Source organism: Alcaligenes sp. YSL9 (genome assembly GCF_030515105.1).
Classification (GTDB): domain Bacteria; phylum Pseudomonadota; class Gammaproteobacteria; order Burkholderiales; family Burkholderiaceae_B; genus Alcaligenes; species Alcaligenes phenolicus.
In genome coordinates, this window is sequence record NZ_JALXJU010000001.1 from 621,102 (window position 1) to 646,337 (window position 25,236).

At 55.0% G+C, this 25,236-nt stretch carries 28 protein-coding genes; 23 read left to right on the plus strand and 5 right to left on the minus strand.

Annotated elements, in window-relative coordinates:
• The first annotated feature begins 3 nt into the window (after positions 1-3).
• The gene (locus M2Q46_RS02910; protein ID WP_203144723.1) at positions 4-1,041 is read left to right on the plus strand and encodes a LacI family DNA-binding transcriptional regulator; all 1,038 of its coding nucleotides are present in this window, start codon (positions 4-6) and stop codon (positions 1,039-1,041) included.
• Here M2Q46_RS02910 and M2Q46_RS02915 read toward each other — a convergent pair.
• The 4 genes from M2Q46_RS02915 to M2Q46_RS02930 form a co-directional block, all read right to left on the minus strand.
• Positions 1,038-1,742: a sulfite exporter TauE/SafE family protein gene (locus M2Q46_RS02915; RefSeq protein ID WP_035267713.1), complete on the minus strand. Its 705-nt coding sequence runs from the start codon at positions 1,740-1,742 to the stop codon at positions 1,038-1,040. The genes M2Q46_RS02910 and M2Q46_RS02915 overlap by 4 nt on opposite strands.
• On the minus strand, positions 1,739-3,157 hold the full coding sequence (locus M2Q46_RS02920; RefSeq protein ID WP_035268685.1) for an amidohydrolase family protein: 1,419 nt from the start codon (positions 3,155-3,157) through the stop codon (positions 1,739-1,741). Before M2Q46_RS02920 ends, M2Q46_RS02915 begins: the two co-directional genes overlap by 4 nt.
• A gap of 11 nt (positions 3,158-3,168) precedes the next feature.
• Positions 3,169-4,506, minus strand: a complete 1,338-nt coding sequence (locus M2Q46_RS02925) for a uracil-xanthine permease family protein (RefSeq protein WP_060185800.1) — start codon at positions 4,504-4,506, stop codon at positions 3,169-3,171.
• A gap of 526 nt (positions 4,507-5,032) precedes the next feature.
• Positions 5,033-5,362 carry a DHCW motif cupin fold protein gene (locus M2Q46_RS02930; RefSeq protein WP_026482692.1) on the minus strand — a complete coding sequence of 110 codons (330 nt, stop codon included), beginning with the start codon at positions 5,360-5,362 and terminating at the stop codon, positions 5,033-5,035.
• A 196-nt stretch (positions 5,363-5,558) separates the two neighbouring features.
• Here M2Q46_RS02930 and M2Q46_RS02935 point away from each other — a divergent pair, with 196 nt between their 5' ends.
• From M2Q46_RS02935 to M2Q46_RS02965, 7 genes are all read left to right on the plus strand, one after another.
• Positions 5,559-6,353: a hypothetical protein gene (locus M2Q46_RS02935; protein WP_060185798.1), complete on the plus strand. Its 795-nt coding sequence runs from the start codon at positions 5,559-5,561 to the stop codon at positions 6,351-6,353.
• A gap of 146 nt (positions 6,354-6,499) precedes the next feature.
• Complete coding sequence (locus tag M2Q46_RS02940; RefSeq protein ID WP_060185797.1) at positions 6,500-7,105, plus strand: hypothetical protein; 606 nt, start codon at positions 6,500-6,502, stop codon at positions 7,103-7,105.
• A 223-nt stretch (positions 7,106-7,328) separates the two neighbouring features.
• Positions 7,329-8,255, plus strand: coding sequence for an SPFH domain-containing protein (locus M2Q46_RS02945; RefSeq protein WP_009454414.1), 927 nt, complete (start codon positions 7,329-7,331; stop codon positions 8,253-8,255).
• A 14-nt stretch (positions 8,256-8,269) separates the two neighbouring features.
• Positions 8,270-8,722, plus strand: a complete 453-nt coding sequence (locus tag M2Q46_RS02950) for an NfeD family protein (RefSeq protein ID WP_302356748.1) — start codon at positions 8,270-8,272, stop codon at positions 8,720-8,722.
• Positions 8,723-8,745: 23 nt separating this feature from the next.
• On the plus strand, positions 8,746-9,504 hold the full coding sequence (locus M2Q46_RS02955; RefSeq protein ID WP_083053597.1) for a class I SAM-dependent methyltransferase: 759 nt from the start codon (positions 8,746-8,748) through the stop codon (positions 9,502-9,504).
• A 73-nt stretch (positions 9,505-9,577) separates the two neighbouring features.
• Positions 9,578-10,090, plus strand: coding sequence for a WG repeat-containing protein (locus tag M2Q46_RS02960; protein WP_269528147.1), 513 nt, complete (start codon positions 9,578-9,580; stop codon positions 10,088-10,090).
• 45 nt (positions 10,091-10,135) lie between these two features.
• Positions 10,136-10,375, plus strand: coding sequence for a DUF333 domain-containing protein (locus tag M2Q46_RS02965; RefSeq protein ID WP_026482686.1), 240 nt, complete (start codon positions 10,136-10,138; stop codon positions 10,373-10,375).
• Between the two features lie 39 nt (positions 10,376-10,414).
• Here M2Q46_RS02965 and M2Q46_RS02970 read toward each other — a convergent pair whose 3' ends face one another.
• Positions 10,415-10,708: a hypothetical protein gene (locus M2Q46_RS02970; RefSeq protein ID WP_003800394.1), complete on the minus strand. Its 294-nt coding sequence runs from the start codon at positions 10,706-10,708 to the stop codon at positions 10,415-10,417.
• Between the two features lie 258 nt (positions 10,709-10,966).
• On the opposite strand from M2Q46_RS02970, the gene M2Q46_RS02975 reads away from it, so the two are divergent.
• From M2Q46_RS02975 to rplT, 15 genes are all read left to right on the plus strand, one after another.
• Positions 10,967-11,905, plus strand: a complete 939-nt coding sequence (locus tag M2Q46_RS02975) for a carbohydrate kinase family protein (protein ID WP_266108521.1) — start codon at positions 10,967-10,969, stop codon at positions 11,903-11,905.
• 804 nt (positions 11,906-12,709) lie between these two features.
• Entirely contained in the window at positions 12,710-12,955 is a 246-nt protein-coding gene (locus M2Q46_RS02980; RefSeq protein WP_060185794.1) for a DUF333 domain-containing protein, read from the plus strand.
• Between the two features lie 231 nt (positions 12,956-13,186).
• Positions 13,187-15,109, plus strand: a complete 1,923-nt coding sequence (gene thrS / locus M2Q46_RS02985) for a threonine--tRNA ligase (protein WP_009454405.1) — start codon at positions 13,187-13,189, stop codon at positions 15,107-15,109.
• Positions 15,110-15,155: 46 nt separating this feature from the next.
• Positions 15,156-15,680, plus strand: a complete 525-nt coding sequence (gene infC / locus M2Q46_RS02990) for a translation initiation factor IF-3 (RefSeq protein WP_080584954.1) — start codon at positions 15,156-15,158, stop codon at positions 15,678-15,680.
• A 128-nt stretch (positions 15,681-15,808) separates the two neighbouring features.
• Positions 15,809-16,771, plus strand: a complete 963-nt coding sequence (gene gshB, locus M2Q46_RS02995) for a glutathione synthase (protein WP_060185793.1) — start codon at positions 15,809-15,811, stop codon at positions 16,769-16,771.
• A complete protein-coding gene (locus M2Q46_RS03000) occupies positions 16,768-17,175 on the plus strand; it encodes a PTS sugar transporter subunit IIA (RefSeq protein ID WP_009454402.1) in 408 nt (135 codons plus the stop codon). Before gshB ends, M2Q46_RS03000 begins: the two co-directional genes overlap by 4 nt.
• Positions 17,176-17,210: 35 nt before the next feature.
• The gene (locus M2Q46_RS03005; RefSeq protein ID WP_003800381.1) at positions 17,211-17,480 is read left to right on the plus strand and encodes an HPr family phosphocarrier protein; all 270 of its coding nucleotides are present in this window, start codon (positions 17,211-17,213) and stop codon (positions 17,478-17,480) included.
• A 60-nt stretch (positions 17,481-17,540) separates the two neighbouring features.
• A complete protein-coding gene (ptsP, locus tag M2Q46_RS03010) occupies positions 17,541-19,253 on the plus strand; it encodes a phosphoenolpyruvate--protein phosphotransferase (protein WP_170978612.1) in 1,713 nt (570 codons plus the stop codon).
• Positions 19,254-19,571: 318 nt separating this feature from the next.
• The gene (locus M2Q46_RS03015; RefSeq protein ID WP_026482678.1) at positions 19,572-20,057 is read left to right on the plus strand and encodes a hypothetical protein; all 486 of its coding nucleotides are present in this window, start codon (positions 19,572-19,574) and stop codon (positions 20,055-20,057) included.
• A 106-nt stretch (positions 20,058-20,163) separates the two neighbouring features.
• Entirely contained in the window at positions 20,164-20,451 is a 288-nt protein-coding gene (locus tag M2Q46_RS03020) for an accessory factor UbiK family protein (protein WP_009454398.1), read from the plus strand.
• An 87-nt stretch (positions 20,452-20,538) separates the two neighbouring features.
• Positions 20,539-21,693 carry a CynX/NimT family MFS transporter gene (locus M2Q46_RS03025; protein ID WP_266108686.1) on the plus strand — a complete coding sequence of 385 codons (1,155 nt, stop codon included), beginning with the start codon at positions 20,539-20,541 and terminating at the stop codon, positions 21,691-21,693.
• Positions 21,694-21,785: 92 nt separating this feature from the next.
• Positions 21,786-22,463 carry a pentapeptide repeat-containing protein gene (locus M2Q46_RS03030; protein WP_257113501.1) on the plus strand — a complete coding sequence of 226 codons (678 nt, stop codon included), beginning with the start codon at positions 21,786-21,788 and terminating at the stop codon, positions 22,461-22,463.
• Positions 22,464-22,570: 107 nt separating this feature from the next.
• The gene (locus tag M2Q46_RS03035) at positions 22,571-24,094 is read left to right on the plus strand and encodes a YifB family Mg chelatase-like AAA ATPase (protein ID WP_115633592.1); all 1,524 of its coding nucleotides are present in this window, start codon (positions 22,571-22,573) and stop codon (positions 24,092-24,094) included.
• 542 nt (positions 24,095-24,636) lie between these two features.
• Positions 24,637-24,834 carry a 50S ribosomal protein L35 gene (gene rpmI, locus M2Q46_RS03040; protein ID WP_003800367.1) on the plus strand — a complete coding sequence of 66 codons (198 nt, stop codon included), beginning with the start codon at positions 24,637-24,639 and terminating at the stop codon, positions 24,832-24,834.
• 16 nt (positions 24,835-24,850) lie between these two features.
• Positions 24,851-25,210, plus strand: a complete 360-nt coding sequence (gene rplT / locus M2Q46_RS03045; protein ID WP_009454390.1) for a 50S ribosomal protein L20 — start codon at positions 24,851-24,853, stop codon at positions 25,208-25,210.
• Positions 25,211-25,236 lie beyond the last annotated feature (26 nt).

Sequence of the window (25,236 nt, forward strand, 5' to 3'; positions counted from 1 at the left end):
GCCTTGCCACGTTCCTCTGCTACCCCCTCTCGTCGTATCACCATCCGCGATGTCGCCAAGGCGGCAGGGGTGTCTTTGACTACGGTTTCACATGCCTTGAATGATAGGGGGGTGGTGGACCCGTTAACGCGTGCCAAGGTCAAACAGATCGCGGCTGATATGGGCTATAGGCCCAATGTACGAGCGCAGCGCTTGCGCTCGGGGGCGGCCAACAGCATTGCCCTGGTATCGTCCATGCCTTTTGCCGTGTCGGGTGGCGTTTCGCGTCTGGGCTTCATGATGGAAGTGGCGGGCATTGCGGCCGAGGCAGCTATGCGGCGTGGCCTGGCTCTGGTGTTCGTGCCGCCTTTGGAAAATGCCCAGGCCTTTCTGGAAGGTCTGGATATTGATGGGGCGATTCTGTTGGAGCCCATGACGGATGATCCCAATGTGCGCCTGTTGCAAGAGCGTGGCGTGGCCTTGGTGTCGATTGGGCGTCAAGGCGGTAGCGTAGACAGCATTCCCTTTATTGATCTGCAATCGACCGCAACCGCGCATTTGTTATTGAATCACTTGTGGGAGCAAGGACGGCGACGTATCGCCCTGGTGCAAAGCAGTGCCGCACGTGACTCTTACGCCAGCCATAAAAAAGCCTACGAGAATTTCGCTGCAGCGCACGCCATGCCAGTGCGCTATATGCAGGTAGAGGAAAGCTTGGGTGAAGCCGGTGGATTTGATGCCTGCGCCCGGCTTTTAACACAGTATCCTGATACGGATGCCTTATGTGTGCCTGTGGATGCCTTTGCAGTGGGCGCCTTGGCGGCTGTGCAGCAGGCCGGTTTGCGTGTCCCGCAGGATGTAATGATCGCCACCCGTTACGATGGCTTACGTGCCCGTACCGCAGAACCGGCGTTGACAGCTGTGGATCTTCATCTGGAACAAGTGGCCACCCTGGCGGTAGAACTGCTGTTCGAGCATCTGTCGGGTGATAAGAGCCGCCTGTCGGCTTTGGGCCCAAAGCCGGAACTTCGGGCCCGTGCCTCTACACAGCTGGACGATTAAGTCAGCATGACGGCCAGACCGGAGACGGTCGCAAACACCAGAACGCCAATGCGCAAACGGCGTTGATCCAGCTTGTGATGTACCAGGCTGCTCAAGCCCATCCCCAGCAGCAATGCGGGCAGGCACAACACGGCGTAGCTCAGGTGGGACCACTGTAGCGCGCCGGAGATACCCAGCACGGCCAGCGAAATCACTTCCCCCACCAGAAAGCACAAGGCGACTGTCGAGCGCAAGGTGGCGACAGGGGCGTGCTGGTACACCAGAGCCAAAGGCGGGCCACCAATGCCGGTGGCGGTTTCAGTGATGCCGGTGACCAGACCTGTGGCAATAAAGGCCTTCTTGCCGGGCGTGAAGCTTGGAGCCAGTACCGATGCCAGCACGGCCAGCAAGGTACTGATACCGACAAACTGGTTTAACCAGTAAGTCGACAGCACCAGCAAAATCCCCAAACCGGCAAAAGTCCCCGCAAAACGTCCGACGGTGATCCAGCCCGCGCCGCTGCGGTCGATCGCTCCGCGTTCACGCCAGGCAACATAGGCGTTCAGCGGCAGCATCAGAAACAGGAGCGCTCCTGGTATGGCCTCGGGATGAACCAAAGCCAGTACCGGGACTACGATCAGGGCAAAACCCATCCCGCTGGCACCCTGAATAAAGGCACCCGCCAGCACGGCGGCAAAAGCAATCAGCAAACCCACTGTCATGCCAAGGCCTTTTCCTGCTCGGCGTGACGCGCCAGGTGTTCGGTGGATGGGGCGTGCAGCTTGCGGATATCCGATTGCGCGACCGCATGGCGAGCCAGCTCACGGACCTCTTCCAGCAAGGGCAGGGGATCCCAATCCACAGGCTGGCCTTCCCACAGACGCAGCTTGCCTTGGACAACGACAGCCCGAATCTGATCGCGAGCAGCAATCCGAACCAGTTCCCAAGGCAGATCCCAGGAGGGTGTCATCTCGGGCACTTGCAGATCGACCACGAGGAAGTCGGCTTGGGCGCCCACCCGAATCTGCCCGGTTTGAGCTCCCAGGCCTATGACTTCGGCCCCCCCTCGGGTCGCCATATCCAGCCAGGTCCAACCCGCACCGCAAGAGGAGTCGCCCACCATCATGCCGAAGGCAAAGCGTTGCGCCGCCTCGCCATAATCCATCATGCGAAAGGCATCGCTGCGAGTGCCGTCCGTCCCCATGCCCAAACGTATGCCTTGAACGCGCATGGCTTCGGCAGGAGCGACGGCATTGCCTTTCCAGGCGCTGGCAACCGGGTTGTAGGAAACGGCAGCGTTCAAATCAGCCAGCAGCCGGATTTCGCTGGGGGTAACCAAGGTGGCATGGGCTAGCAAGGAAGCCGAACCCAGGGCACCAATATGGGCAAGATGCTCGATCGGGCGACGACCATGGGCATTCAAGGAGCGCTCCACCGCGACCAAATGCTCGTTGGCATGGGTCTGGAACACACGGCCCGCTTCTTCGCTCATGGAATAGATACGATGCAACATTGCATCACTGGCGGCTTCGGGAATAGAGATAGCCAGTGAAGGGCTGATCAAAGCATGGTGCTCCCATTGCTGAAGGTGGGCCTGGGCGCGAGCCACAATAGGCTCGGCGTCCAATAGTACCGCGCTGTGCTTGTCGTTGCAGATCAGGCCCAGAACACAGCGTATACCTACGTCTGTGGTGGCTTGCACAATCGCGTCCAGATCCTCGGACGATCGCGTGCCAGCGTCGCAAACCGTCGTGAAACCGCCCCGCAAGGCTTCCAGTGCAGAAAGCTTGCTGGAGGCATACAGATGGCGTGCATTCAAGGTGCTTTCCAGCGGCACCCAGACCCGGCGGAAAATTTCCGAAGGTTCGCCATATACCAACGACTTTCCATATGACTGGGTGACGTGATGATGTGCATCGACAAAACCGGGCATCAGCAAATGGCCGGGCAAGCTCAGACGTGGCAGTCCAGGGTGACGGGCGGCTATCTCTTCTACCGTGCCAATATCGCTGAAGCGACCTTCTTCAATCAGGACAGCGTGTCCGCTGACAGGTCCTTGGGGCAGCAAGAGGTGTTCGGGTTCCAGAATGCGGGCCTGAGCCAGGTCGTGGGATTGGAATAAAGAAGCGTGATTCATGGCACAGCTCATCAAGAATGTTGAAGGGGGGCGGTTTTGGGCGAGCGCTGGCCGAGGTGAATGAACAGGTAGTTCAAAACAGCCGCCGTCAGCGCACCCATAGCAACGCCGTTGGACAAGAGCAATCGCACTTGGGAGGGAAGTTGGTCGTAAATGCCGGGAACGACGATGGGCAGCAAACCGACCGCCAGGGCCGTGGCAACCACATACATGGCGGCATGGCCGCGCAGGTCTACCTTGCGCAACATGTCTATGCCCATGGTGCCGACGATGGCAAAGACCACCAGCCCGGTTGCTCCAATGACAGAGGCAGGAATGACGCTGATCAGCGCGGATAGCGGCGAGAACACGCCAAACAGAATCAGGAACAGCCCACCGACGGCCGTGACATAGCGGGAGCGCACTTGGGTCGCGCGAATGATGCCGATGTTTTCACCACTGGTAATGATCAGCGAGGTCCCGAAAATACCGCCCAGCAAAGAAGCCAGCCCGTCGCCACGGATCGTATTGGGGACTTGTGCCTGTTGTTCGGCCTCGTTTTCCTTGCCCAGGACCTCATTCAAGGCAATGGTCTGGCCAGTGGCTTCCACCATGGAAATCAAGGTGAACAGCAGCAGCGGCAAAGCGGCGATCAGATCAAAGTTGGGCGGGCCAAAGGGGAAAGGCGATGGCAGGGCCAGCAGTGGGCCACTGCCCACGCCGCTCAAGCTGATGTCGCCCATCAAGGCAGCGGACAAGGCACCCACAATCAAGCCCAGCAAGATAGCCAACTGGCGGCACATGCCTTTGAGCAAACGGGCAAACAGCACCGTAGATGCAATGGTGATCAGGGCCAGCAGCAAATTGTCGGTATTACCGAAATTGGCCGAGCCGGGTGTGCCGGCAATTAATTTGCCGGATATCTGCGCCAGGTTGATGGCAACCAGCAAGAGCATGATGCCGATGACCAGCGAAGGGAAGTAACGCAAAAAGCGTTTGAAGATGGGGACGATCAGAAAGTACAGCAGGGCGGACAGAATCACCGCCCCGGAGGCGGTGGGCAGATCGGTTTGTTGCGCGATCAGAATGAACAAAATAATGGGTGCGCCACCGGGCAACATCACAAAAGGTAGTTTGGCGCCTATACCGGCTGGGCCGAAGGATTGGATCAAGGTGCCTATGCCACAGACCAGAAAGGTGGCGCTCAATAGCTGAGTGGTCAGGGCAGCATCAAAGCCCAGGGCTTTGCTCATCAAGAACACGGCGGCGATAGGGGAGGCGGCCATGACCAGTACGTGTTGTAGCCCGAAGGCAATCATGCGCTGAGGGGAATACAGCTCATCCACTTGCGCAGTGGGGGTGTCTTTCATCAGTGTCTCCTGTGCTGCATTGTCAGGTGCTAAAGAGCCTGCTGCAGTCCTTTAAGTTTTTATCGAATTTATGAGTAAAACGATTTGGTTTTGATTTTATGCTCAACCAAAACGTTTTGGTAGTGTATTTATGCTTGGCTGAAAAGTCGATGCGCAAATCAAATAAGGATTATTTCTGCAGGCTGAACTAGCCTGTTGGAGGCAGAGGCAGAGGCAGAGGCAGAGGCAGAGGCAGAGGCAGAGGCAGAGGCAGAGGCAGAGGCAGAGGCAGAGGCAGAGGCAGAGGCAGAGGCAGAGGCAGAGGCAGATCGGGGCATTGGGCAGCCTGCCTGGCGATCTTATGCAGATGCAGGACGCGGCATGGTGAGGGCCGCCGTTACGGGGAGTGAGGCGATCGCTGGTTTAAAAAGCGGGAGGGACAAACTATGAGGCGTAGATGACAAAAATGAACGTCAGCACAGAGGGATTGTTTACCCTTTAGATAGCCAGTTCCGACCATCTAAAGGGTGTTTTTACGTAACAGGCTTTAATCCACGATGTAGAGTTTGGCGCCCGTCTGGGTGGAAGAACGGTGCGGCTCGGCATTGTCAGCCACATGGTAAGACTGTCCCGGTTCCAGGGTGAAGCGGCGGCCGTCTTCCAGTTCAGTATCCAGCCGGCCTTCCAGACACAGCAACATATGGCCCTTTACGCACCAGTGGTCGGCCAGATAGCCGGGGCTGTATTCCACCATGCGTACGCGAATGGGGCCAAATTGCTGGGTGCGCCACAGGGCCATGCCTGTTTCGCCTTTGTGTTCTGTAGGAGTAATGTCTGACCAGTTAACGGTGCAAAAGGGTAGGTTCTGAATATCCATGCTTGCGGCTCGTGAGGAGGAATGACGTTTATAGTAGGCCTCTTTGTGAGGCTTGGTTCGTTGCCATACTAATTTCTCCTGATACAGGCAATTTCAATTTAGAAATTTGCTGACGTCACAAACGCAGAGAGATCAGGAATACTCGCGCTCAACAGGGGCTTGTCATGGCACTTGTACTGACAAAAAGGGGAAGCGCATGAGTCTGTCTCAATCAACATTATTCGCACGGCACCGTGGACGGTGGAGCGTGCTGGCCGCTGCCTTGTTGCTATCAGCTTGCAGCAGTGTGCCTCAACAATCGGCACAGCGTGAGGCGGTCTCAGCGGCAGCCCCACAAACGGCCTCGACTTTGGGGACGCAATGGGGAGAAGGGCGTGAGTCACGGGCCTATTCGGTCCAGGCTCAGCGCGTCGAGCCTCTGCGTGATGAGCTGCAATTAGCCTATTCCGATGAACGCAGTATTCGCCAGGCTTTGGGTCAAAACCTGGATGCCCAGCGCAGTATTTTGCTGGATCAAGGCAAGGTGGAATTGTCTGTGCATGATGGGCGCGACGCGCCTTTGACAATTTTCAGCAGCATCGGGCAGAAAAACTATCAGCTGGCGGGCAAAGCAGGGGAACGTTACGTTCTGGTCTATACCAATCGCAGCGCTACGCCTTATGAAATCATCACCACGGTAGATGGTCTGGATGTCTTGTCGGGCAAACCGGGCAGCCGCAGCTATAACGGCTATCTCTTGCAGGCCGGGGCCGTCTTGCGTATCGAGGGCTTTCGTAAAAGTGCTGATGAAGTGGCCGCTTTCCGTTTCTCGGGCAAGGACCGGGCTTACGCGGCGAACACTCTGGCGGGTGACAAACGCAATATCGGTGTGATCGGTACGGTGCTTTACGAAGTACGCCCGGTGACTCCGGCTCAAACTACCGTGCCGTCGCCCAATCCTTTTCCTGCTGACAAAGGCAATGGGCAATACGCGCCTGCGCCGCGTTATTAAGACTTGACCGCTCTCTTTGGCTAAAGAGTAGATGGATTTTGACGAAGGGACGAAAGATATTCACGCAAATATCAGGGCTCTTAGCGGGAAATTACGCGCTTGGAGCCCTGCAATGACTCTGTTAAGGTGTGCCAGGATTAGCCACTTTGCAAGGACAGCGCGTGCCGCCAGAGTTGATCCATCCAGAGCATTTTGTCCACGTACGCATCATCATTGGCATGGTGCTGGGTATCAGCATTTCCAGACTGATCGTAGGCGTCTCTGAATTCATCCAACACCCCAAAGCCAAGCGTGTCTATCCCATTCACTTGGGGTGGGTGCTGTATCTGTTCCTGACGATTATCCATTTTTGGTGGTATGAGTTCAGTCTGGTGAAAGTGCAGGTCTGGTCCTTTCAGCTGTATTTTTTCCTGATTTTGTATACCTGTGTGTTTGCCATCATGGCGTCCTTGCTGTTTCCGTCCAATATGGAGGAATACCGCGGTTTCGAGGATTATTTCCAGACCCGGCGGCGCTCGCTTTACGGCTTTTTTGTGCTGATTCAGCTTATGGACCTGGTCGATACAGCCATTAAAGGAAAAGAGTATTTCTTGTTGCTGGGTATGGAATACCCCTTGCAGCAAGCCGTGTTCATTGTCATGGGCCTGATCGCCATGGTGGTGCCCAGCAAGCGCTATCAGGCGGCCTTGGTGGTGCTGACGATAGTCTATAAAGGGCTGTGGATTTTCCGTTTGTACGATATTTTGAATTGAGTCAGCCGCTCGTTCTTTTGGATCCTGTCTGTCCTTAAAGGCGCAACGGTTTTCTCCGGCTGCGCCCCTTTCGTCTAGCTTGTCCGCATTTCTCTTTAGCTCCTGCCCGGTCAAATGGGGCATGGATAGGCTATAGGGCGGTCAAACATCCGCTTTAGCAGATCTGTCATTAAGGCTGGGCTAGAATCGCTTTTTTAGTTGTGTTCTTGGAGATGGTGACGACATGAGTGGCTCCTTTACTTTTGTGGTGATGTTGGCGTTCTTGGCTGTGGTCGTGGTGATGGCTGGGGTCAAAGTTGTGCCTCAGGGCCAGCAATGGACGGTCGAGCGCTTTGGCCGCTACACCCGCACCCTGACGCCGGGCTTGTCCTTGCTGGTCCCTTTTATGGACCGCGTGGGCCGCAAGCTCAAAATGATGGAATCCGTGCTGGATGTTCCCTCGCAAAATGTGATTTCCCGCGACAACGTGGCCGTGACGGCTGACGGTGTCGTGTTTTATCGCATCGACAATGCTGCCCAGGCTGCCTATGAGATTGATCACCTGGAAATGGCGATTGTGAACCTGACCACCACCAACTTGCGTTCGGTCCTGGGTTCGATGGAACTGGATCACATGCTGTCCAATCGCGAAGTGATTAACGATCGCCTGCTGGCAGCGGTGGATGCAGCGACGACACCTTGGGGGGTGAAAGTTACCCGCGTGGAAATCCGTGATTTGAATATGGCTCCCGAGTTGCAGGAAGCCATGAACCTGCAGATGACGGCTGAGCGTCATCGTCGTGCTGCCGTGACCAAGGCCAGCGGCCAGAAAGAAGCCGAAGTGCTGCAAGCCGAAGGGGAGAAGCAAGCGGCTGTGTTGCGTGCGGAGGGTGAAAAGCAATCCGCTATCTTGCGTGCTGAAGCGCGTGAGCGTGAAGCCGAGGCTGAAGCCCGTGCAACCCGCGAAGTGTCCGAAGCCATCAAGAGCGGTGATGTACAAGCCCTGCAATACTTTGTGGGCCTGAAGTATGTGGAAGCCTTGCGTGATGTGGGCACGGGCCCCAATAGCAAGCTGGTGCTGATGCCTTTGGAGGCCAGCGGCATTACCGGTGCGGTGGCAGGTGTGACCGAGCTGCTCAAGACCACCGGCAGCAAGTTGGGACAAGGCTAAGCGGATAGCTGGAGGTGCTGATCTTGTCATTCATTTTTGATTCCTTTTGGTACTGGCTGGTGTCTGGCGTCGTGCTGATCGCTGCCGAGGTCGTCATCTCTGGCGTCTATCTGCTGTGGCTGGGTTTGGGGGCTTTGACGGTGGGCTTGTTTGCCGCCGCCTGGCCGGATGCTCCCTCCTGGTTGCAATGGCTGATTCTGGCCGTGGCCATGTTGGGGTGGGTGGTCGTTGGTGTACGTTGGCAACGACGCAGCCGGGCCAATCAGCCTGATATTTTGAATACCGGCTTGAGCGCCTATGTGGGGGCTCGCGCGCAGGTCAGCGGAAGCTTTGTGAACGGCCGTGGACGTATTCGGCTCAACGATAGTTATTACAGTGCCACAGCGGCCCAAAATCTGGAGCAGGGCGCTGCGGTTGTGGTCTTGGCGGTGGAAGGCGCCGAAATGCGTGTTCAGGCTGTTGAGTAAGACAAATAGCAGGATGTAGAACAATGATGAACAATCGCTACGGCAAGCTGGCTTCTTTGGTATATCACCTGGACAAGCCGGTAGGACGCTCTTTCGGGGATGTGGAGTACTACCTGGAGCGCTTGCAAGGCACAAGCGGACCCATTCTGGAACCCGCAGTAGGCACAGGGCGCATTCTGATTCCCTTGTTGCAGGCGGGGCTGGATATCAGCGGCTTCGATCTGTCGCAGGAAATGCTGGATTATTGCCACCGTGAATTGGAACTGCGTTCTTTGACGACACAGCTTCAACTGGCCGGTTTTACGGATTTCACAGCAGACCGCTCCTTGGAGGCGATTGTGGTGCCGGCTGGCTCTTTTCAGCTTCTGGATTCGTTTGAGCAAGGCATGGCCGCGCTAAGCCGTTTTCATGCCAGCCTGAAGTCAGGTGGGCGACTGTTGCTGGATCTGGACCCGGTGGCGGCGATTTTGAGTGTGCATCCAGGCATGCGGACTTGGTCGGCCGCTCCGCATGGGCTTATTACTCTCAATGCCACCGCCTTGGACAAGGACTATTGCGCTCAGGTAAGCCGTGAAATGCATCGCTACGAGTTGTGGGAGCATGGTGTCTTGCTGGAAACCCAGCTGGAACAGTTCTCGCTGCGTTGGTGGGGTGTTCAGGAACTGCGCATGGCGCTGGAGCAAGTGGGTTTTGGCGAGATTGTTATCTCCGGCGGGTATCAGTACGGCAAGACACCGCAGGACACTGACGGAATTATTTCGTTTGAAGCGCGCAAGCTGTAAGACTGGGACTGGGACTGGGCTTGGTGCCAGTAATCGTATTAGTGTGGTGGCTAAGGTGGAAACTGTACGCGCTATGAGCAATGGCATGGGTTCGTACATGGATACTGGTGCGGCAACAGCAACAGCAACAGCAACAGCAACGGTAATTGCAGGGTTGCAAGCTGCTGGACTGGGATCCGGGCGTCGGGTTGTTTCAACCCTGTTCGCTTTGATGTTGGCGCTACTGCCTGTATTTGTCCCCGTCGCTCAAGGGCAAAGCCTGATACAGGATGAACAAGGCTGGGTTTATGTGAATGAAAGGGGCGAAGCAGTTCTGCGTCCCTTTATTTACGACAACGGCCCTGATTATTTTGAAGAGGGTCTGGCTCGTTTCGTCGCCAAAGGGAAAATGGGCTTTCACGATCAATCATTGAAAATCTGGATTCCGGCCCGTTACGATTTTGCCTTTCCTTTTGTGGATGGCAAAGCCAAGGTCGGCATGGATTGCAAGCTCATTCCACACGGTGAACATCATTCAGTTCACTGCCAGCACTGGGAAAATATTTCCAATCCTTTGACAGCACCAAAAAATCAACCTGAAAACTAGTCCGTGCACAGTACACTGCAGTACAGAGTTTATCCGGAGAACACGATGAAGAAATGGGGAATCCTGGGACTGGTCGGCGTCTTGTCTGCTTGCGCCAATCAAGCCTCGACACAGCCACCCGTAGGTATTGCCAATCCGGCCTCGGCTTATTGCGTGGAGAAGGGCGGGCGTTTGGATATCGTCAACACACCAACAGGGCAAGTGGGCATGTGCACCTTGCCGGATGGCACGGTGATCGAGGAGTGGGAGCTGATGCGCCGTGACCACCCTTCGGCAAAGTCCTGATGCCAGATCATAAAAGCCAGCTATTTGCTGGCTTTTATATTAGCGTTCGATACGGACCTCAAAGTACGCTTCGGACTCGCCCAGATCACGAAAGCCATCACTCATGGCGCGTGTGGCGGCGGCAATCCATTTTTTGGCCAGGGCAATGTCTTCCCCGGACAATTCCGTCTCTGCCGTTTCTTCGGCCAGTTGCCACGCTCGATAGGCCTGGACCACGGCCTCCGGGCCTTGCATGACTTTTTCTAAGCTGCGGCGAAAACGCTCCTCAGCCTCGCGGCGGCCGCGTTCGGTGATATCGGAAGGAGCGTCGTGCAAAGTGATGGTATAGGACATGATGCTTCTTTTTGCTGTATGGATGAACAGTAATTTAGCATGTCTTTTTATCTTGGGCCAGATTTTTGTGATGTCTGTTGCATCAACTATTAGTCGGCTTCTTCTGCGCCCCCAAACAGGCTGCAAAGATGTGTGCGCTTGTTCGACTTTGCACGACTGGCCCAGCCCTGATTTTCCACCATAGACTATCTGCTTGCGCCCGTGGGTATACTGCTCCAAGCAGATTCATGCTCTCTTTTTTCATGGCCGAGGTTCAGGGTGCAGCTTGTAGCGATTGGCAGTATTACCGTTGATATTGTGGTCTCAGGCATGCCAGCCGAGCTGGCGCGTGGCGACAAGCAGGAAGTGGGCTCGATCGACTTGTATCCAGGTGGTGGGGCGCTTAATGCGACAGCCAGCTTCATGGAGCAAGGCGAGTCGGTTCGGCTACTGGGGGCGCTGGGTCGAGACGGCTTGGGTGAGCGTTTGCGTTCACATATCGAGCAGTTGGGAGTGGACGTCAGCAGTATGCAGATCTGTCCTGATCAGCCCACCGGTAAAGCCATCGTCCTGGTCGAGCCGTCCGGCAGTGCTTCGGTGCTGGCACGACGTGGGGCAAATGCCTGCCTGCGTGTCCAGGCTCAAGACTTGCAAGCAGACCTGATTTATGTGGCTCCCTTGGCCTTGCAGCCTATGGAAAGCGTGGCGCAGGCCTTGGCGGAAAGAAGGGAGACCTCGGCCTGCCTGGTGGTAAATCCCAGTGTGGCGTGTTTGCAGCATCAAGGCCAGGGATTCAAGCAGGTCTACGCACGCGCAGATGTGCTGGGCTTGAATGCGGTGGAGGCCCAAATGCTGGCAGGCGTTCAGGACGCCGATATTCAGCTGGAATTATCGATTCAGGAAGCGTGCGAACTGGCTGCGCGTCTGCAGCATCACCCTCAACAAGCCTTGTTGATCACCTTGGGTGTGCAGGGGGCGGTGTTGGCTTTTAATGGTCAGCAGTATGTGGAGCCTGCGTGCAAGGTGGCGGTGTGCTCAACGGTGGGGGCAGGGGATGCCTTTCTATCCAGCTTTGCCCTGGCCTGGAAACGGGGTTTGGAACCGACAGAAGCCTTGAAGCTGGCCAGCCAGGCAGCGGCGGCACGATTAGGACAGTGGGCGGCCAATACCTTTCCACCCATGTTCGGACAAGACGCAGCGCAAGCCCTGACTTTGTAAATACCAAAAGCACAGCAAAACAAATCACAAAGGGGAGAGGATATGGCAGCCACTATCATTATTATTGGCTTGTATCTGCTGGTGACAGTCCTGCTGGGAGTCACACTCTGTTATACCCGTCCCAAGACGTGGAAGCGAGATACGGCTTTATTAATGATTACCCCCTTGGCTGTTCCTGTGGTTTACGCCATTTTTACAATGCTCAATGGATAGGGAGCAGGCGCAAAACGTCTTTTCCTGGCCTTTTGTTGCGTGTTATGCACTTTTGCGAAGATTTTTGCCGCAAAAGTAAGCTTGTGTAGCCTAATACTAGTCTTTGTGTTGTCTCTGTGTCGGATCTTGACAATCGTTGACTTCATGTTCTGAAGGTGGCCCGCTACCATACTCTCAAGCTTGTTTTAGTTGGGACTTTGGGATGTACGCCATGATTAATGCCTCGAATCTGATCGATTATGTACCTATGGTATTAATGCTGGCTGGCTGCGGTATTTTGGGCTTTATTTTGTTGTCTTTTTGGCTGCATCGCTCTTGATCTACACCCAGCCTTGTCGTGCTTTGCAATAAAGCACCGATATTTACGCTTGATTTCAGCAGCTTCTTTTACCTGACGTGTTGCTTTTGCTGCACGCTTGCCCTCGCACACTTTTCATATCAAACAAGTGTAGTAAGCTACTTCCACGATCTGTTTCGCGACCAGCGCTTGAGGGTTTTAACCCTGCGCTAACAGCAGACGCGGCCTGGACAGTCTTCATCTCGAATGATTTGTCAGGCATCAGCAAACATCAGGTCAAGGAGAAGGAAATCATGTTTTTCCGCTTAGTTTCTGCCTGTGCAGGTTCTTTGATGTTGTCGGCATGCGCCAGCTCCCCCCAAACGGCCACCAAACCAGTCGGGCAGGCCAATCTGGCTTCCACTTTTTGTCAGCGCATGGGCGGGCAAACCATTGTTCATGAAAGTGGACGTGGTGCCTACGGAACCTGCTTGATGAAAGACGGTTCGGAATCCGAAGAATGGGCCTTTTACCGTAGCTGGTATCCCCGTATGGACTGAATTCTTTGCCAAATGTGGTTTTTGTGGCGATACAACGCCGCGATAGCGGGCGAAGGTGATAAACTTATCCAATCAAATGTGTTATTTGGGAAGCAGAATCTTATGAACTCAACGCGAACTACCCGTCGGCAAATCTAGCCGTGGCCGCGTAGCGTTTCGTTTGCTTTCCAAGAACGTTCAATTCAAAAGCGCGGCTTTTTCAAGGCCGCGTTTTTTATTTCAGGAAGTGTTATGGTCCGAATCACACTGCCCGATGGCTCCCAGCGAGAGTTTCAGGGCCCGGTTTCCGTCAGCGAAGTGGCGAACTCGATTGGTACTGGCTTGGGCCGCGCCGCCCTGGCTGGCCGTGTCGGCACGCCCGGCACCGAGTCGCGTCTGGTGGACACCTCGTATGTGATCGACCAGGACAGCAATTTGGCCATCATTACCGCCAAAGACGCTGACGGTCTGGATTTGATTCGTCACTCCACCGCTCACTTGCTGGCTTACGCGGTCAAGAGCTTGTTTCCGGATGCCCAAGTTACCATCGGCCCGGTGATTGACAACGGCTTTTATTACGACTTTTCCTACAAGCGTGCCTTTACGCCCGAGGATCTGGAAGCCATTGAAAAGAAAATGGCGGAACTGGCCAAGAAAGACGAAGTGGTTACCCGCGAAGAGTGGTTGCGCGACGATGCCGTCGAGTTCTTCAAGAGCATTGGCGAGGACTACAAGGCAGAGATCATTGCCTCCATTCCGTCCAACGAGCCGATCAGCCTGTACCGCGAAGGCGATTTCATTGACTTGTGCCGTGGCCCTCACGTGCCATCTACTGGCAAGCTGAAAGTATTCAAGCTGATGAAAGTAGCCGGGGCTTACTGGCGTGGCGATAGCAATAACGAAATGCTGCAACGCATTTACGGGACTGCCTGGGCGACCAAGGAAGATCAACAAGCTTATCTGACCATGCTGGAAGAGGCCGAGCGACGCGACCACCGCAAACTGGGCCGTGAACTGGATCTGTTCCACTTCCAGGAAGAGGCCCCCGGTCTGATTTTCTGGCACCCCAAAGGTTGGGTGATCTGGCAACAGGTCGAACAATACATTCGCCGTGTCTATCAGGACAATGGCTACCAGGAAGTGAAAGCACCGCAAATTCTGGATTTGTCGCTGTGGAAGAAAACGGGTCACTGGGACAACTACGCTGAAAACATGTTCACGACTGAGTCGGAGAATCGTGTTTACGGCTTGAAGCCCATGAACTGCCCCGGTCACGTGCAAATCTTCAATTCCGGTCTGCATTCCTACCGTGAACTGCCTATCCGCTACGGCGAGTTCGGTCAGTGCCATCGCAACGAACCCTCGGGTGCCTTGCACGGCATGATGCGCGTACGCGGCTTTACCCAAGACGACGGCCACATTTTCTGTACCGAAGACCAACTGCAAGACGAGTGCGCTGCCTTTACCGCTCAGTTGCAAGCCGTCTACGCGGACTTTGGCTTTACCGAAATTCTGTACAAAGTGGCTACTCGCCCGGAAAAGCGTATCGGTGACGATGCGGTCTGGGACAAGGCTGAACAAGCCCTGATCGAAAGCTTGCGCCGTACTGGCTGCGAGTTCGAGATCTCGGAAGGCGAGGGCGCTTTCTACGGTCCGAAGATTGAGTACACGCTGAAAGACGCCATTGGTCGTCATTGGCAGTGTGGCACCATCCAGGTGGACTTCTCCATGCCGGCCCGTTTGGGTGCCGAGTATGTGGATGCCCAGGATCAGCGCCGTGTGCCTGTCATGTTGCATCGTGCTATTTTGGGTTCCTTCGAGCGCTTTATCGGCATGCTGATTGAAAACCACGCCGGTGCCTTGCCTGCCTGGTTGGCTCCTGAGCATGTGGTGGTATGCTGCATTTCCGAAAGTTCAGCCGATTATGCTCAATCCGTGGCGCAAAACCTGAAGAAAATGGGATTCCGTGCCTCCTCTGATTTGCGTGGTGAAAAAATCACTCGTAAAATCCGTGAGCACAGTATGCAAAAAGTGCCCTATATTCTGGTCGTGGGTGAAAAAGAGCGTGAAAACGGCGCAGTCGCCGTGCGTGCGCGTGGTGGCGTGGACTTGGGCGTCATGCCAATAGCCGATTTTTCAGCACGATTGAAGCAAGAGATCGATAGCCGTCAGTAAAACAGGAACGCTATCGTTTTTATCGACATTTTTAGGAGTTTTCGACATCGCAACCGAGAAAAAACATCGCATCAATGGTGAAATTCGTATTCCAGAGGTGCGACTCATTGGAGTCGAGGGTGAGCAGCTAGGTATCGTCAAGGTGCCTGACGCCTTGGCAATGGCAGAACAGCATGATGTGGATCTGGTGGAAATCGCCCCTGCGGCTGTACCACCGGTGTGCCGTTTGATGGATTACGGCAAATTCCGCTATCAGGAACAGAAACGCCAACAAGAAGCCAAGGCCAAGCAAAAAATCATTCAGATCAAGGAAGTCAAATTCCGTCCCGGTACGGACGAAGGCGACTACCAGGTCAAGCTGCGTAATGTGAAGCGTTTTATTGATGATGGCGACAAGGTAAAAGTGACCTTGCGTTTCCGTGGTCGTGAAATGGCTCACCAGGAACTGGGTATGCGCGTACTGGAACGGATTCGCGACGAAGTCAGCGAAATCTGTCAGGTTGAAGCCATGCCCAAGCTGGAAGGCCGTCAAATGGTCATGGTCTTGGCGCCTCGCAAGAAAGCGTCCTGATACTCTTGCACGATACTGCCTGGATCCGCCCAGGAGCATTATGCGTCGCTCGACTCGCTCCCAAGTAGCGGGTCGGGCACAATCGCCTTTGCAGCCCGGCTGCAAAGGCGTTTTTCTCTAGGTGTCATATGCACGTTTTATTCATCATTGATCCCTTGCCCAGCCTGTCGGCTTACAAGGATTCCTCCGTTGCCATGATGCGTGCATTTCTGGCGCGTGGTCATCGCGTCAGCGTGACCTTGCAGTCTGATTTGTACATTTCCCAAAGTCGGGTTCGTACGCGCAGTCAGGCTGTCAGTATTGCTGCAGATGCCGATTTGCGTGCGCCTTCGTGGTGGACACATCCCGAGCCTGCCACCGAGCAGGAATTGAATGTCTTTGATGCAGTCATCATGCGCAAAGACCCACCTTTCGATATGGAATACTCCTATTCCACGCACTTGCTCAGCTTTGCGCAGGAGCAGGGGGCCAAGGTATTCAATTCAGGCGCGGCCATTCGCAATCACCCTGAAAAACTCGCTATTACCGAATTTCCGGAATTTACCCCACCCACCTTGGTCACCCGGGACATGGCCCGCTTGCGCGCCTTTCACCAGGAACACAAGGATGTGATCGTCAAGCCGTTGGATGGCATGGGCGGCATGGGTATTTTCCGTCTGCAAGATCCCGAACCCAACCTGGGTGCGATTCTGGAAACGCTGACAGCCAATGGTACGCAAACCATTATGGCGCAGCGCTACATCCCTGAAATCGTCAAGGGTGACAAGCGCATCCTGATCATTGACGGCGAACCTGTACCTTACGCCCTGGCTCGCATTCCCTTGGCGGGCGAGACACGCGGCAATCTGGCCGCAGGTGGCCGCGGGGTTGCCCAGCCATTGTCCGAACACGACTGGCACATTGCCCGTACGCTGGGCCCTGTGCTGGCCGCACGTGGCTTGCTGCTGATTGGTTTGGATGTGATTGGTGACTACGTCACGGAAATCAATGTGACCAGCCCAACCTGTTTCGTTGAAATTACTGAACAGACTGGCTTTGATGTTGCGCAGCGTTTTGCCGAGGCCGTCGAAAAAGCGACGGGACGCGCGTGATTCGCCTTGCCTTGATCATGCACGAGCCCCTGGCCAGTGCGTTTGCCAGCTGTGCCGAGCACGTCCTGGGCGAAAAGCCCGATCTGTTTGTCTTTGACATTCAGGCCGACGAATGCACGGATACGGCGGTGGACCGCTTGCTGGGGCAGTTGCAAACGCAAGCGCCGGACTCGCCCGCCACACTGATACTGTGTGACCTTTACGGTGCCACCCCCTTTAATGTGGCACGTCGAGTCCAGCAAGCTTTGCAAGATCAAGGGCAGGGCGCTTATTTATTGACCGGCACCAATATGTGCATGGTGTTGAAAGCCTTGACCGAGCGACGTGACAATCCCGAGCAGTTCGCTCAGGATGTCATGGCAGGCGCATTGCGTGGCATTGTTCACGCCGACTGCCATTGCTAATTTGAATTTTCACTTTCATTTTTCCAGTTGCCCTTATGCCTAGCGTATCCATCACGATCAGTAATAAATTAGGTCTTCATGCACGGGCAGCAGCCAAGCTTACCCAGTTGGCCGGCCGTTATAGCAGTGAGATTTTTATCGCGCGTGGCTCTCAGCGCGTGAATGCAAAAAGTATTATGGGTGTCATGATGCTGGCCGCCGGAATGGGGGTCACTGTGGTTGTCGACGCCCAGGGTGACGATGCCGATCAGGCCCTCAATGATATTCAGGCGTTGTTTGACGCCAAGTTTGGTGAAAACGAATAAGGAAGAAATCTGGTCATGAATAGTGCTGCAGCTCGAACCCCGGCGTCTGATTTGTCCGCGATGTTTACCGCTCAAGGCCAAGCAGTCGGTAAGGGGTACGCCATTGCCAAGGCCGTGGTAATGAGCGCAGCAGCACTGGAAGTCCCTCATTACCGGATTGCCGCCGAAGACGTCGATTCTGAAAGCCAGCGCTTGTTAAGCGCCATGGCTAGCACTCGCGATGAACTTCGAGCCATGGTTGATCAGTTGCCTGTGGATGCGCCACGCGAGCTAGCTCCTATCCTGACGGTGCACAGCCTGCTGCTGGACGATCCCATGCTGACGCAGCAAACCTGCGCCATCATTGCCGAGCGTCACTACAACGCGGAGTGGGCACTGACCTCGCAAGGTCAGATGCTGGTCGAGCAGTTCTCCCAAATGGAAGACGAATACCTGCGCGAGCGTGGTGCTGATGTGCGCCAGGTTATCGAGCGCGTATTGCGCGTTCTGGCAGGCAAGCCTGCTTTGCTGCCTGGTTTTTCAGCCGCTCAGGAAGAGCCGCTGATTGTGGTAGCACGCGATATTTCCCCGGCAGATATGCTGCGCTTGCGCGGTGGTCATTTCGCCGGTTTTCTGACGGATTTGGGTGGGCCCACCTCGCATACAGCGATTGTGGCTCGCAGCTTGAGTGTTCCTGCTGTCGTGGGTTTGGGCAGCTTCCGCAGTCTGATACGCGATGGCGACTTTCTGATTGTGGACGGCTTCTCGGGTGCGGTAATTGTGAATCCGTCCGAGCAAGTGTTGGCCGAATACCGGGAGCGTCAGGAAGCCTATCGTCGCGAACGGGCCGAACTGGAAGAGTTGCTGGATGCGCCAGCGATGACGCTGGATGGGATTAACGTCCGCCTGGAAGCCAATATCGAGCTTCCCGAGGAGGCGGAGCTGGCTTTGAAAGCTGGCGCCGATGGCATTGGCTTGTTCCGCAGCGAGTTTTTGTTCATGGGACGCACGGATTTGCCTTCCGAGCAGGAACAGTACGAAGCGTACTCCCGGGTGGTAAAAGCCATGAAGGGCAAGGTCGTCACTATCCGTACACTGGATATTGGGGCCGATAAAACCCTGGATGGAGATGCTACGGTAGCGACTAACCCGGCCTTGGGCTTGCGTGCAATTCGCTACTGTCTGGACAAGCCCGAGATGTTTGCCACCCAGCTACGCGCCTTGTTGCGTGCCAGCTTGCATGGACAAATCCGTATTTTGATCCCCATGATTTCCTCCATGAACGAGGTGCATGCCAGTCGTCAGGCTATTGAGTCGGCAGCTCGGGAACTGGAAAAATCCGGTACCCCATTCGCACGCAACTATTTGTTGGGGGCCATGGTGGAAGTGCCCGCCATAGCCATCGCCATTGAGCCCTTTGTACAGGAACTGGATTTTCTGTCCATCGGCACCAATGACTTGATTCAATATGTTCTGGCTGTAGACCGGGGCGATGCCGAGGTTGCCAGCCTGTACGACCCCATGCACCCAGCCGTCTTGCGTTTGATTGCACACACGATCAATGCGGCTGATCGTGCTGGCAAACCGGTGGCGGTCTGTGGGGAAATGGCGGGGGATGCGTCGGTGACTCGCATGTTGCTGGGGCTGGGCCTGAAAGAATTCTCCATGCATCCGCAGCAACTGCTGGATGTGAAAAAAGAAGTGCGTCTATCGCATTCCAATGCCTTGCGCGTGAAAGTGGCCAGTGCCTTGAACCGTGCCGAGCGCATCGATCTGGCCACCTTAGCCGCCTAAGTAATTGAAAACAGGCCAATTTAGTTGGCAAATATGTAACAAAGCCCGGCTGTAGTCCTATGAGGGATTCCATTTGTAACAACGTATCGGAACCTGGTTGCTCGCTAGGTGCTTGTTGTTAAAGGGTTTGTCATGAAGCTTGAGCTATATCGTCAGAATAATTGAAATCAGGATTTACACTAATAGATTGGTCTGCGTGCTCAGCACCGATAGAATGGCTTTTAGGGGAGTTGTAACAGACCCAAGGCCGAGCCGGAAGTCGCACCAGGCATCGGCCCATTCTATCTAGCGACCTTGGAATAGTAGGAAGGAAATCTTATGAAACTGACTCGTGCTCATTTTGCTGTCATGGCCGCTGCTGCTTCGATGACTCTTTTGGCTGCGTGTTCCAAAGAGGACGACAAAGCCGCTACGAGCGCGCCACCTGCTCCTGTCGCTGCTCCACAATCGACAGCACCTGCCACTCCACCCGCACCCGAGGCTGACAAGTCCCTGGAGCAAAAAACGGAAGAACTGAAGCAGGACGCCGCTAAAGTTGCTGACGACGTCAAAAAAGAAGCAGAGGAACAGAAAGAAAACGCCAAGGAAAATACCAACTCCTTGAAGGAAGATGCCAAGGCTGCTGGCGATAAAGTCGCTGAAAAAGCTGGTGAAGCCAAGGATGCAGTAGCCGATGCTGCCAGCCGTACGGGCGATGCCATTAAAGACGGCGCTGCCAAGGCTGACAAAGCCATCCAGGACAAGCTGGGTAATGGTGTTGATTCCTCGCCATCTTCCGTGCCTTCGGAACAAGCCAAACCTTAAGGCTTGAATAATTCGGCTGATTGTCTGGCCAAATGCAAAAAGCGGGTGCCTTTGGCACCCGCTTTTTCTATACTGCTGGTAGTGTCAATATTTTCAGGAGAGGACCATGATTAATCGAAGCGAATGGCTGGAAGATCTGCAAAAAAACGTCTCGGAGCTGATCGCCAAAAGTCCGGCTGCCGATATTGAGCGCAATGTAAAAGCCTTTATGGGTCAGGCCTTCAACCGTATGGACCTGGTTACTCGTGAAGAGTTTGATACCTACAAGCTGATGCTGGAACGCGCACTGGCTCGTGTGGCGGCTCTGGAAACACGTTTGCAAGCTTTGGAAGGGCGGCAAACTCCTGTTCCTCAAGATGGTGACACCTCTGCTCAAGAGGGCAGCCAAGGCTGATCACTTCATTTGAATACGGTCACCAGGCCTGGGGGCAAACAATCGGCCAGCCCCTTTTTTATTGCTGTCTTTCTTGTCTTGACCGGGGTGTGCGCCGCACTGCATGTGTGGAAAGTACCCCCGGCTTTGCCTTTTATGCAGCGCGAACTGGGCATGGACCTGGTGCAGTCAGGTTTTCTGCTTGCCAGTGTGCAAATGGCCGGGATGTTGCTGGGGCTATGCATAGGCCTGATTTCCGAGAAAATCGGCCTGCGTCGCTGCATTTTGACGGGGCTGGGTATTTTGAGTCTGGCCTCGTTAATCGGCTCCTTGTTTGAACATAGCACGCTGGTGTTGCTGGGCCGCATGATAGAAGGCTGTGGCTTTCTGATGGTGGTGCTGCCCATTCCGGCCTTGATCAAACGCATTACCGATACGGCACGGTTGAGCCGAGTCATGGGTTTATGGGGCTGTTATATGCCCGCCGGGGCGGTCTTGATGCTGTGGGCTGGTGCTGCCTGGTTGGCAGTCGGCTCCTGGCGTACCTTGTGGGTGGTTCTGGGTATCTTGACGGCCATCTTCATGATTTTGACCTTCCTTCTGGTGCCACCGGATTCTCAGACTCAAACCAGGAGTGCGGCGCAGCATACCTCTGCTCACCGTTGGTCCAGTCTGCTACGCACGACTTTACGCTCCGGCCGGGTTTGGTTGCTGGCTTTGGCCTTTGGTGTGTACGCGGCACAATGGGCGGCAGTCGTGGGCTTCATGCCCACTATTTACAATCAGGCGCAGATAGCAGTCGGCACTGCCGGTTTGCTGACAGCCTTGATTGCTGCTGGGAATGTCGTAGGTAATCTGGGGGCAGGGCGCTGTTTGCATGCCGGTATCCCACCTCATAGGCTGCTGCAGGCAGGCTACTTGGGCATGATCGCATGTGCGGTCCTTGCGTTTGGGCTGACACAAAGCTTGGTGGTTCAATTTGTCGCCATCCTGCTGTTTTCGATTGTGGGCGGCTTGATTCCAGCTACCTTGTTCTTCCTGTCGGTCACGGCAGCACCTTCGCCGGAGACCACCTCGACCTCGGTGGGCTGGGTACAGCAATGTTCTTCACTAGGCCAGTTTGTGGGCCCCCCTGTTGTGGCGTCGGTTGTACATGCGTTGGGTGGATGGCAGTGGGCTTGGGTCGCGACGGTTAGTTTTGCCGTTTTGGGTTTGATCATTGCCTGGCGCTTGTCGCATTTGGGTCTGCCCAATGGTCGTTAGGCCTTGCTCAGATCAGTACCGGATTAGATGAAACAGATCATGAAAGAGCCAGCTCAATAAAGCTGGCTCAGTTTTTTGGAAGGGAAAGTCGCATGCTCGTCAGTAATGTCCAGATCACAAGAGATGAGTTGGTTGATCTTTTGGCCGCCTCCCATGAGTCTTTGAGTTTCGAGAACTGCAGTTTTGATGATGAGGATCTGTCGGGTCTGGAGCTGGATGGTTCGCAGTTTTCGGGCTGCAGCTTTTTGAATACCCGATTGATACGGGCACATGCTCAAGACACGATCTGGCAGCGTTGCAAATTGGGTCAAGCAGATTTCAGCTTGGCAGATCTCAGTTCGGCGCGTTTTAGTGCTTGTGATCTGCACTTGAGCAAGTGGGTGCGCACTCACATTGCTTCCTTGCAGATCGAGGATTCCAAGTTGAGCGGGGCAATCTTCAATGAAACCCGTGGTTTGGACCTGAGCCTGCGTGAGTGCAAGTTGGTCGGTGCCACCTTGCGCGCCATTAATTTCCGCAAGCAAAATCTGGTGCAACTGGATTTCTCCGATGCGGACTTGGGCGGCTGCAATTTTCAGGATGCCGTATTTGACGGCGGCAGCTTGAGGGGTGCCAGCTTGCGAGGGGTGAACTTCAAAGGGGCGGACCTGCGCAGTGTGGAGTTGGGCAGCATTACCTTGTACGACTTGAGTAACTCTTTCCAAGGAGCTTGCCTGTCCGTGGAGCAGGCAGTTCAACTGGTCAGCTCCATGGGGGTGCAGGTTCAGTAAAACCCTGGGACCGTACAAGTACGCAGTGATGTTTTAAGGCAGGCATCTGGAGCTTATTTCTCCCGACGGGCAGACTGAATGTTTGCCTTGGAAAGGGGGAAGGGCATATGTCCTTGGCCGTGTTGAACAGTTGTGCCTTGTCGGGCCTGGATTTTATCGACGTGCGTGTTGAGGCGCACGTGGCTCCTGGATTACCAGCCTTTCATATTGTTGGTTTGCCCGATGCTGGTATTCGTGAAAGCCGGGAGCGCATACGGGCTGCCTTGCAGGCCAGTGGCTTTGATTTTCCCGCTGCCCGACTGACCATCAATCTGGCTCCTGCCGATTTGCCCAAGGATTCGGGACGCTTTGACTTACCCGTGGCTTTGGCAATTTTGCTGGCAAGCGGCCAACTCAGTCGTCCAGACGACAAGCAACGTGAGCAGGCCATCACAGGTCTGGATCGCTATGTCATGGCCGGAGAGTTGTCTTTGACCGGGGCAGTGGTGCCGGTTCAAAGCGCCTTGACGATAGCCTTGGGTATGGCGCGTCGGCATCCGGAGCTTTGTTTGCTTTTGCCTGCGCAGAGTGCAGAAATGGCGGCCCATGTTCCTGACTTGCAGGTCTACGGGGTTACCAGTTTGGCAGAGGCGGCGGGGTATCTGCGAGGGGACAAGGAGCTAGAACCCGCATTGGCCAGGCCGTGGCCAGAAGAGTGGAGTGATGGCCCACAACTTTGCTTGTCGGACGTGCTGGGGCAGCCTTTGGCTTGCCGTGCTTTGGAGGTGGCCGCTGCGGGTGGCCATAGCCTTTTGTTGAATGGCTCGCCGGGTGTGGGCAAGACCATGCTGGCTCAACGTCTGCCGGGTCTATTGCCAGACCTGGAGCGATACGCTCAGCTGGAAGTAGCCGCCTTGTATTCCTTTGTGCAAGAACAAGACTTTTTCAGCAGGCGCCCCCCCTTTCGTGCTCCACATCATAGTGTGTCTACTCCTGCCTTGATTGGCGGTGGTAGCCGCCCAAGACCGGGGGAGGTTTCGCTGGCTCATCATGGCGTACTGTTTCTGGATGAGTTGCCTGAGTTCAGTCGGCGTTCATTGGAGGCGCTGCGCGAACCGCTGGAGCAGGGCTGCGTGCATATTTCTCGTGCCCAGAAGCAAGCGGTGTTTCCGGCGCAGTTTCAGTTTGTGGCTGCCATGAACCCATGTCCCTGTGGCTGGGCGGCGAGCCGTCATCGGGCGTGTCGGTGTTCTCCTGCTCAACGGGAGCTGTATCGGCAGCGCCTATCGGGGCCGATGCTGGACAGGATTGATCTTTTGGTGACCTTAAGCGAGTCCGAACCGGAGCGTGATCAAGCAGCGCAGGCATCCAGTCAGGTCAGGCTGCGGGTACAGGAGGCGATTGAGAGGCAGTTGGCACGTCAGGCGGTACGAAATGCTCGTCTGTCAGTGGCTGGTTTGAAAGAACATGGGTGCTTGTCTGCGGAGGCCTTGCAGCTACTGGCCAGTGCACGCAAGCGCTGGCATTGGTCAGAGCGAGTGCAGGGTAGGGTCTTGCGGGTAGCGCGGACAATTGCTGACCTGGCCGGAGTAGAGCAGATTGCCAGACCTCATATCGCGGAAGCATTGCAGTTCCGGCCTGAATTGCCGTGAATCGAGGTAAGAAGAAGGCGGGTGTCGCTACTAGGTGTGGCAGGATTGGGCTGGCTGCAGGCTGAGGGCGACAGGCGCCATGACTTTCATGGTGGGCCTGTGTGTCGTTCGCCTGGACTGTCAGCCTACGTATGAAATTGCGCGCCTTCGCCTGATAGGGGGGGGGGGCGAGTATTTTGGGGTTATCGGCTACCAGCAAGATAGGGTGCCGATGTTTTCACCCATCCTATTGATAATTTGCTGCCTGATCTTGACATGGCTAGGCTCGAAGATTGACCAGATCATACGCGCTGGAGGGTATCCAAACGGGGCCACGGTTTCTTGTTTTCCTGATTGGTCGGCGGACAACGCCATAACTATAAAAAATCCCTTTGATATCTGGACAATCCTTCAGGAATCACCTTATAATCAAGAGCTTTTCCCCTGTTTGGATCTGTTCTGGCAGCGGGCAAAGAAAAAAATAAGTGCCTGTTTTGGGTCATACAAGTGTCCGCCAGCTTCCTAGGCGACCACCCGCAGACACAAATTAGTCGAGTAATTTCATGCCTAAAATGAAAACCAAAAAAAGCGCTTCCAAGCGCTTTGTGGTTCGTGGTAGCGGTTCCATCAAGCGGGGCCAAGCGTTCAAGCGTCACATTCTGACCAAGAAGACGACCAAGAACAAACGTCAGTTGCGCGGTGCCGTCGAGGTTCATAAAGCCGACGTCGCTTCCGTAAAAGCAATGATGCCTTTCGCTTGATTAGGGAGAATCGAACATGTCACGAGTAAAACGCGGTGTTAACGCACGCGCACGCCACAAGAAAGTAATTGCCCAGGCCAAAGGTTTTCGCGGCCGTCGCGGTAATGTATTCCGTATAGCCAAACAGGCTGTCATGAAGGCAGGTCAGTACGCCTACCGTGACCGCCGTAACAAGAAACGTGTATTCCGCTCGCTGTGGATTACCCGTATCAACGCAGCTTGCCGCGAACTGGATATGAGCTACAGCCAGTTTATCGCCGGCCTGAACAAAGCCTCCATCGCTTTGGACCGTAAGGTTCTGGCTGACTTGGCTGTTAAAGACAAGGCAGGTTTTGCTGCTGTTGTTGCACAGGCTAAGAACGCTCTGGCTGCTTAAGCGGTATCTGACTGTATAGTTCACAA

Excerpts from the sequence above, each read along its gene's own strand:
- M2Q46_RS02980 (WP_060185794.1), top strand. The coding sequence starts at position 12,710 with ATGTTTTTCCGCTTAGTTTCTGCCTGTGCAGGTTCTTTGATGTTGTCG.
- M2Q46_RS02930 (WP_026482692.1), bottom strand. The coding sequence starts at position 5,362 with ATGGATATTCAGAACCTACCCTTTTGCACCGTTAACTGGTCAGACATT.
- M2Q46_RS02945 (WP_009454414.1), top strand. The coding sequence starts at position 7,329 with ATGAGTGGCTCCTTTACTTTTGTGGTGATGTTGGCGTTCTTGGCTGTG.
- ptsP (WP_170978612.1), top strand. The coding sequence starts at position 17,541 with ATGTTTACCGCTCAAGGCCAAGCAGTCGGTAAGGGGTACGCCATTGCC.
- M2Q46_RS02970 (WP_003800394.1), bottom strand. The coding sequence starts at position 10,708 with ATGTCCTATACCATCACTTTGCACGACGCTCCTTCCGATATCACCGAA.
- M2Q46_RS03015 (WP_026482678.1), top strand. The coding sequence starts at position 19,572 with ATGAAACTGACTCGTGCTCATTTTGCTGTCATGGCCGCTGCTGCTTCG.
- rplT (WP_009454390.1), top strand. The coding sequence starts at position 24,851 with ATGTCACGAGTAAAACGCGGTGTTAACGCACGCGCACGCCACAAGAAA.
- M2Q46_RS02935 (WP_060185798.1), top strand. The coding sequence starts at position 5,559 with ATGAGTCTGTCTCAATCAACATTATTCGCACGGCACCGTGGACGGTGG.
- M2Q46_RS02915 (WP_035267713.1), bottom strand. The coding sequence starts at position 1,742 with ATGACAGTGGGTTTGCTGATTGCTTTTGCCGCCGTGCTGGCGGGTGCC.
- M2Q46_RS03020 (WP_009454398.1), top strand. The coding sequence starts at position 20,164 with ATGATTAATCGAAGCGAATGGCTGGAAGATCTGCAAAAAAACGTCTCG.
- M2Q46_RS03035 (WP_115633592.1), top strand. The coding sequence starts at position 22,571 with ATGTCCTTGGCCGTGTTGAACAGTTGTGCCTTGTCGGGCCTGGATTTT.
- M2Q46_RS02955 (WP_083053597.1), top strand. The coding sequence starts at position 8,746 with ATGATGAACAATCGCTACGGCAAGCTGGCTTCTTTGGTATATCACCTG.
- rpmI (WP_003800367.1), top strand. The coding sequence starts at position 24,637 with ATGCCTAAAATGAAAACCAAAAAAAGCGCTTCCAAGCGCTTTGTGGTT.
- thrS (WP_009454405.1), top strand. The coding sequence starts at position 13,187 with ATGGTCCGAATCACACTGCCCGATGGCTCCCAGCGAGAGTTTCAGGGC.
- M2Q46_RS02925 (WP_060185800.1), bottom strand. The coding sequence starts at position 4,506 with ATGAAAGACACCCCCACTGCGCAAGTGGATGAGCTGTATTCCCCTCAG.
- M2Q46_RS02920 (WP_035268685.1), bottom strand. The coding sequence starts at position 3,157 with ATGAATCACGCTTCTTTATTCCAATCCCACGACCTGGCTCAGGCCCGC.
- gshB (WP_060185793.1), top strand. The coding sequence starts at position 15,809 with ATGCACGTTTTATTCATCATTGATCCCTTGCCCAGCCTGTCGGCTTAC.
- M2Q46_RS03005 (WP_003800381.1), top strand. The coding sequence starts at position 17,211 with ATGCCTAGCGTATCCATCACGATCAGTAATAAATTAGGTCTTCATGCA.
- M2Q46_RS03030 (WP_257113501.1), top strand. The coding sequence starts at position 21,786 with ATGCTCGTCAGTAATGTCCAGATCACAAGAGATGAGTTGGTTGATCTT.
- M2Q46_RS02960 (WP_269528147.1), top strand. The coding sequence starts at position 9,578 with ATGAGCAATGGCATGGGTTCGTACATGGATACTGGTGCGGCAACAGCA.
- M2Q46_RS02965 (WP_026482686.1), top strand. The coding sequence starts at position 10,136 with ATGAAGAAATGGGGAATCCTGGGACTGGTCGGCGTCTTGTCTGCTTGC.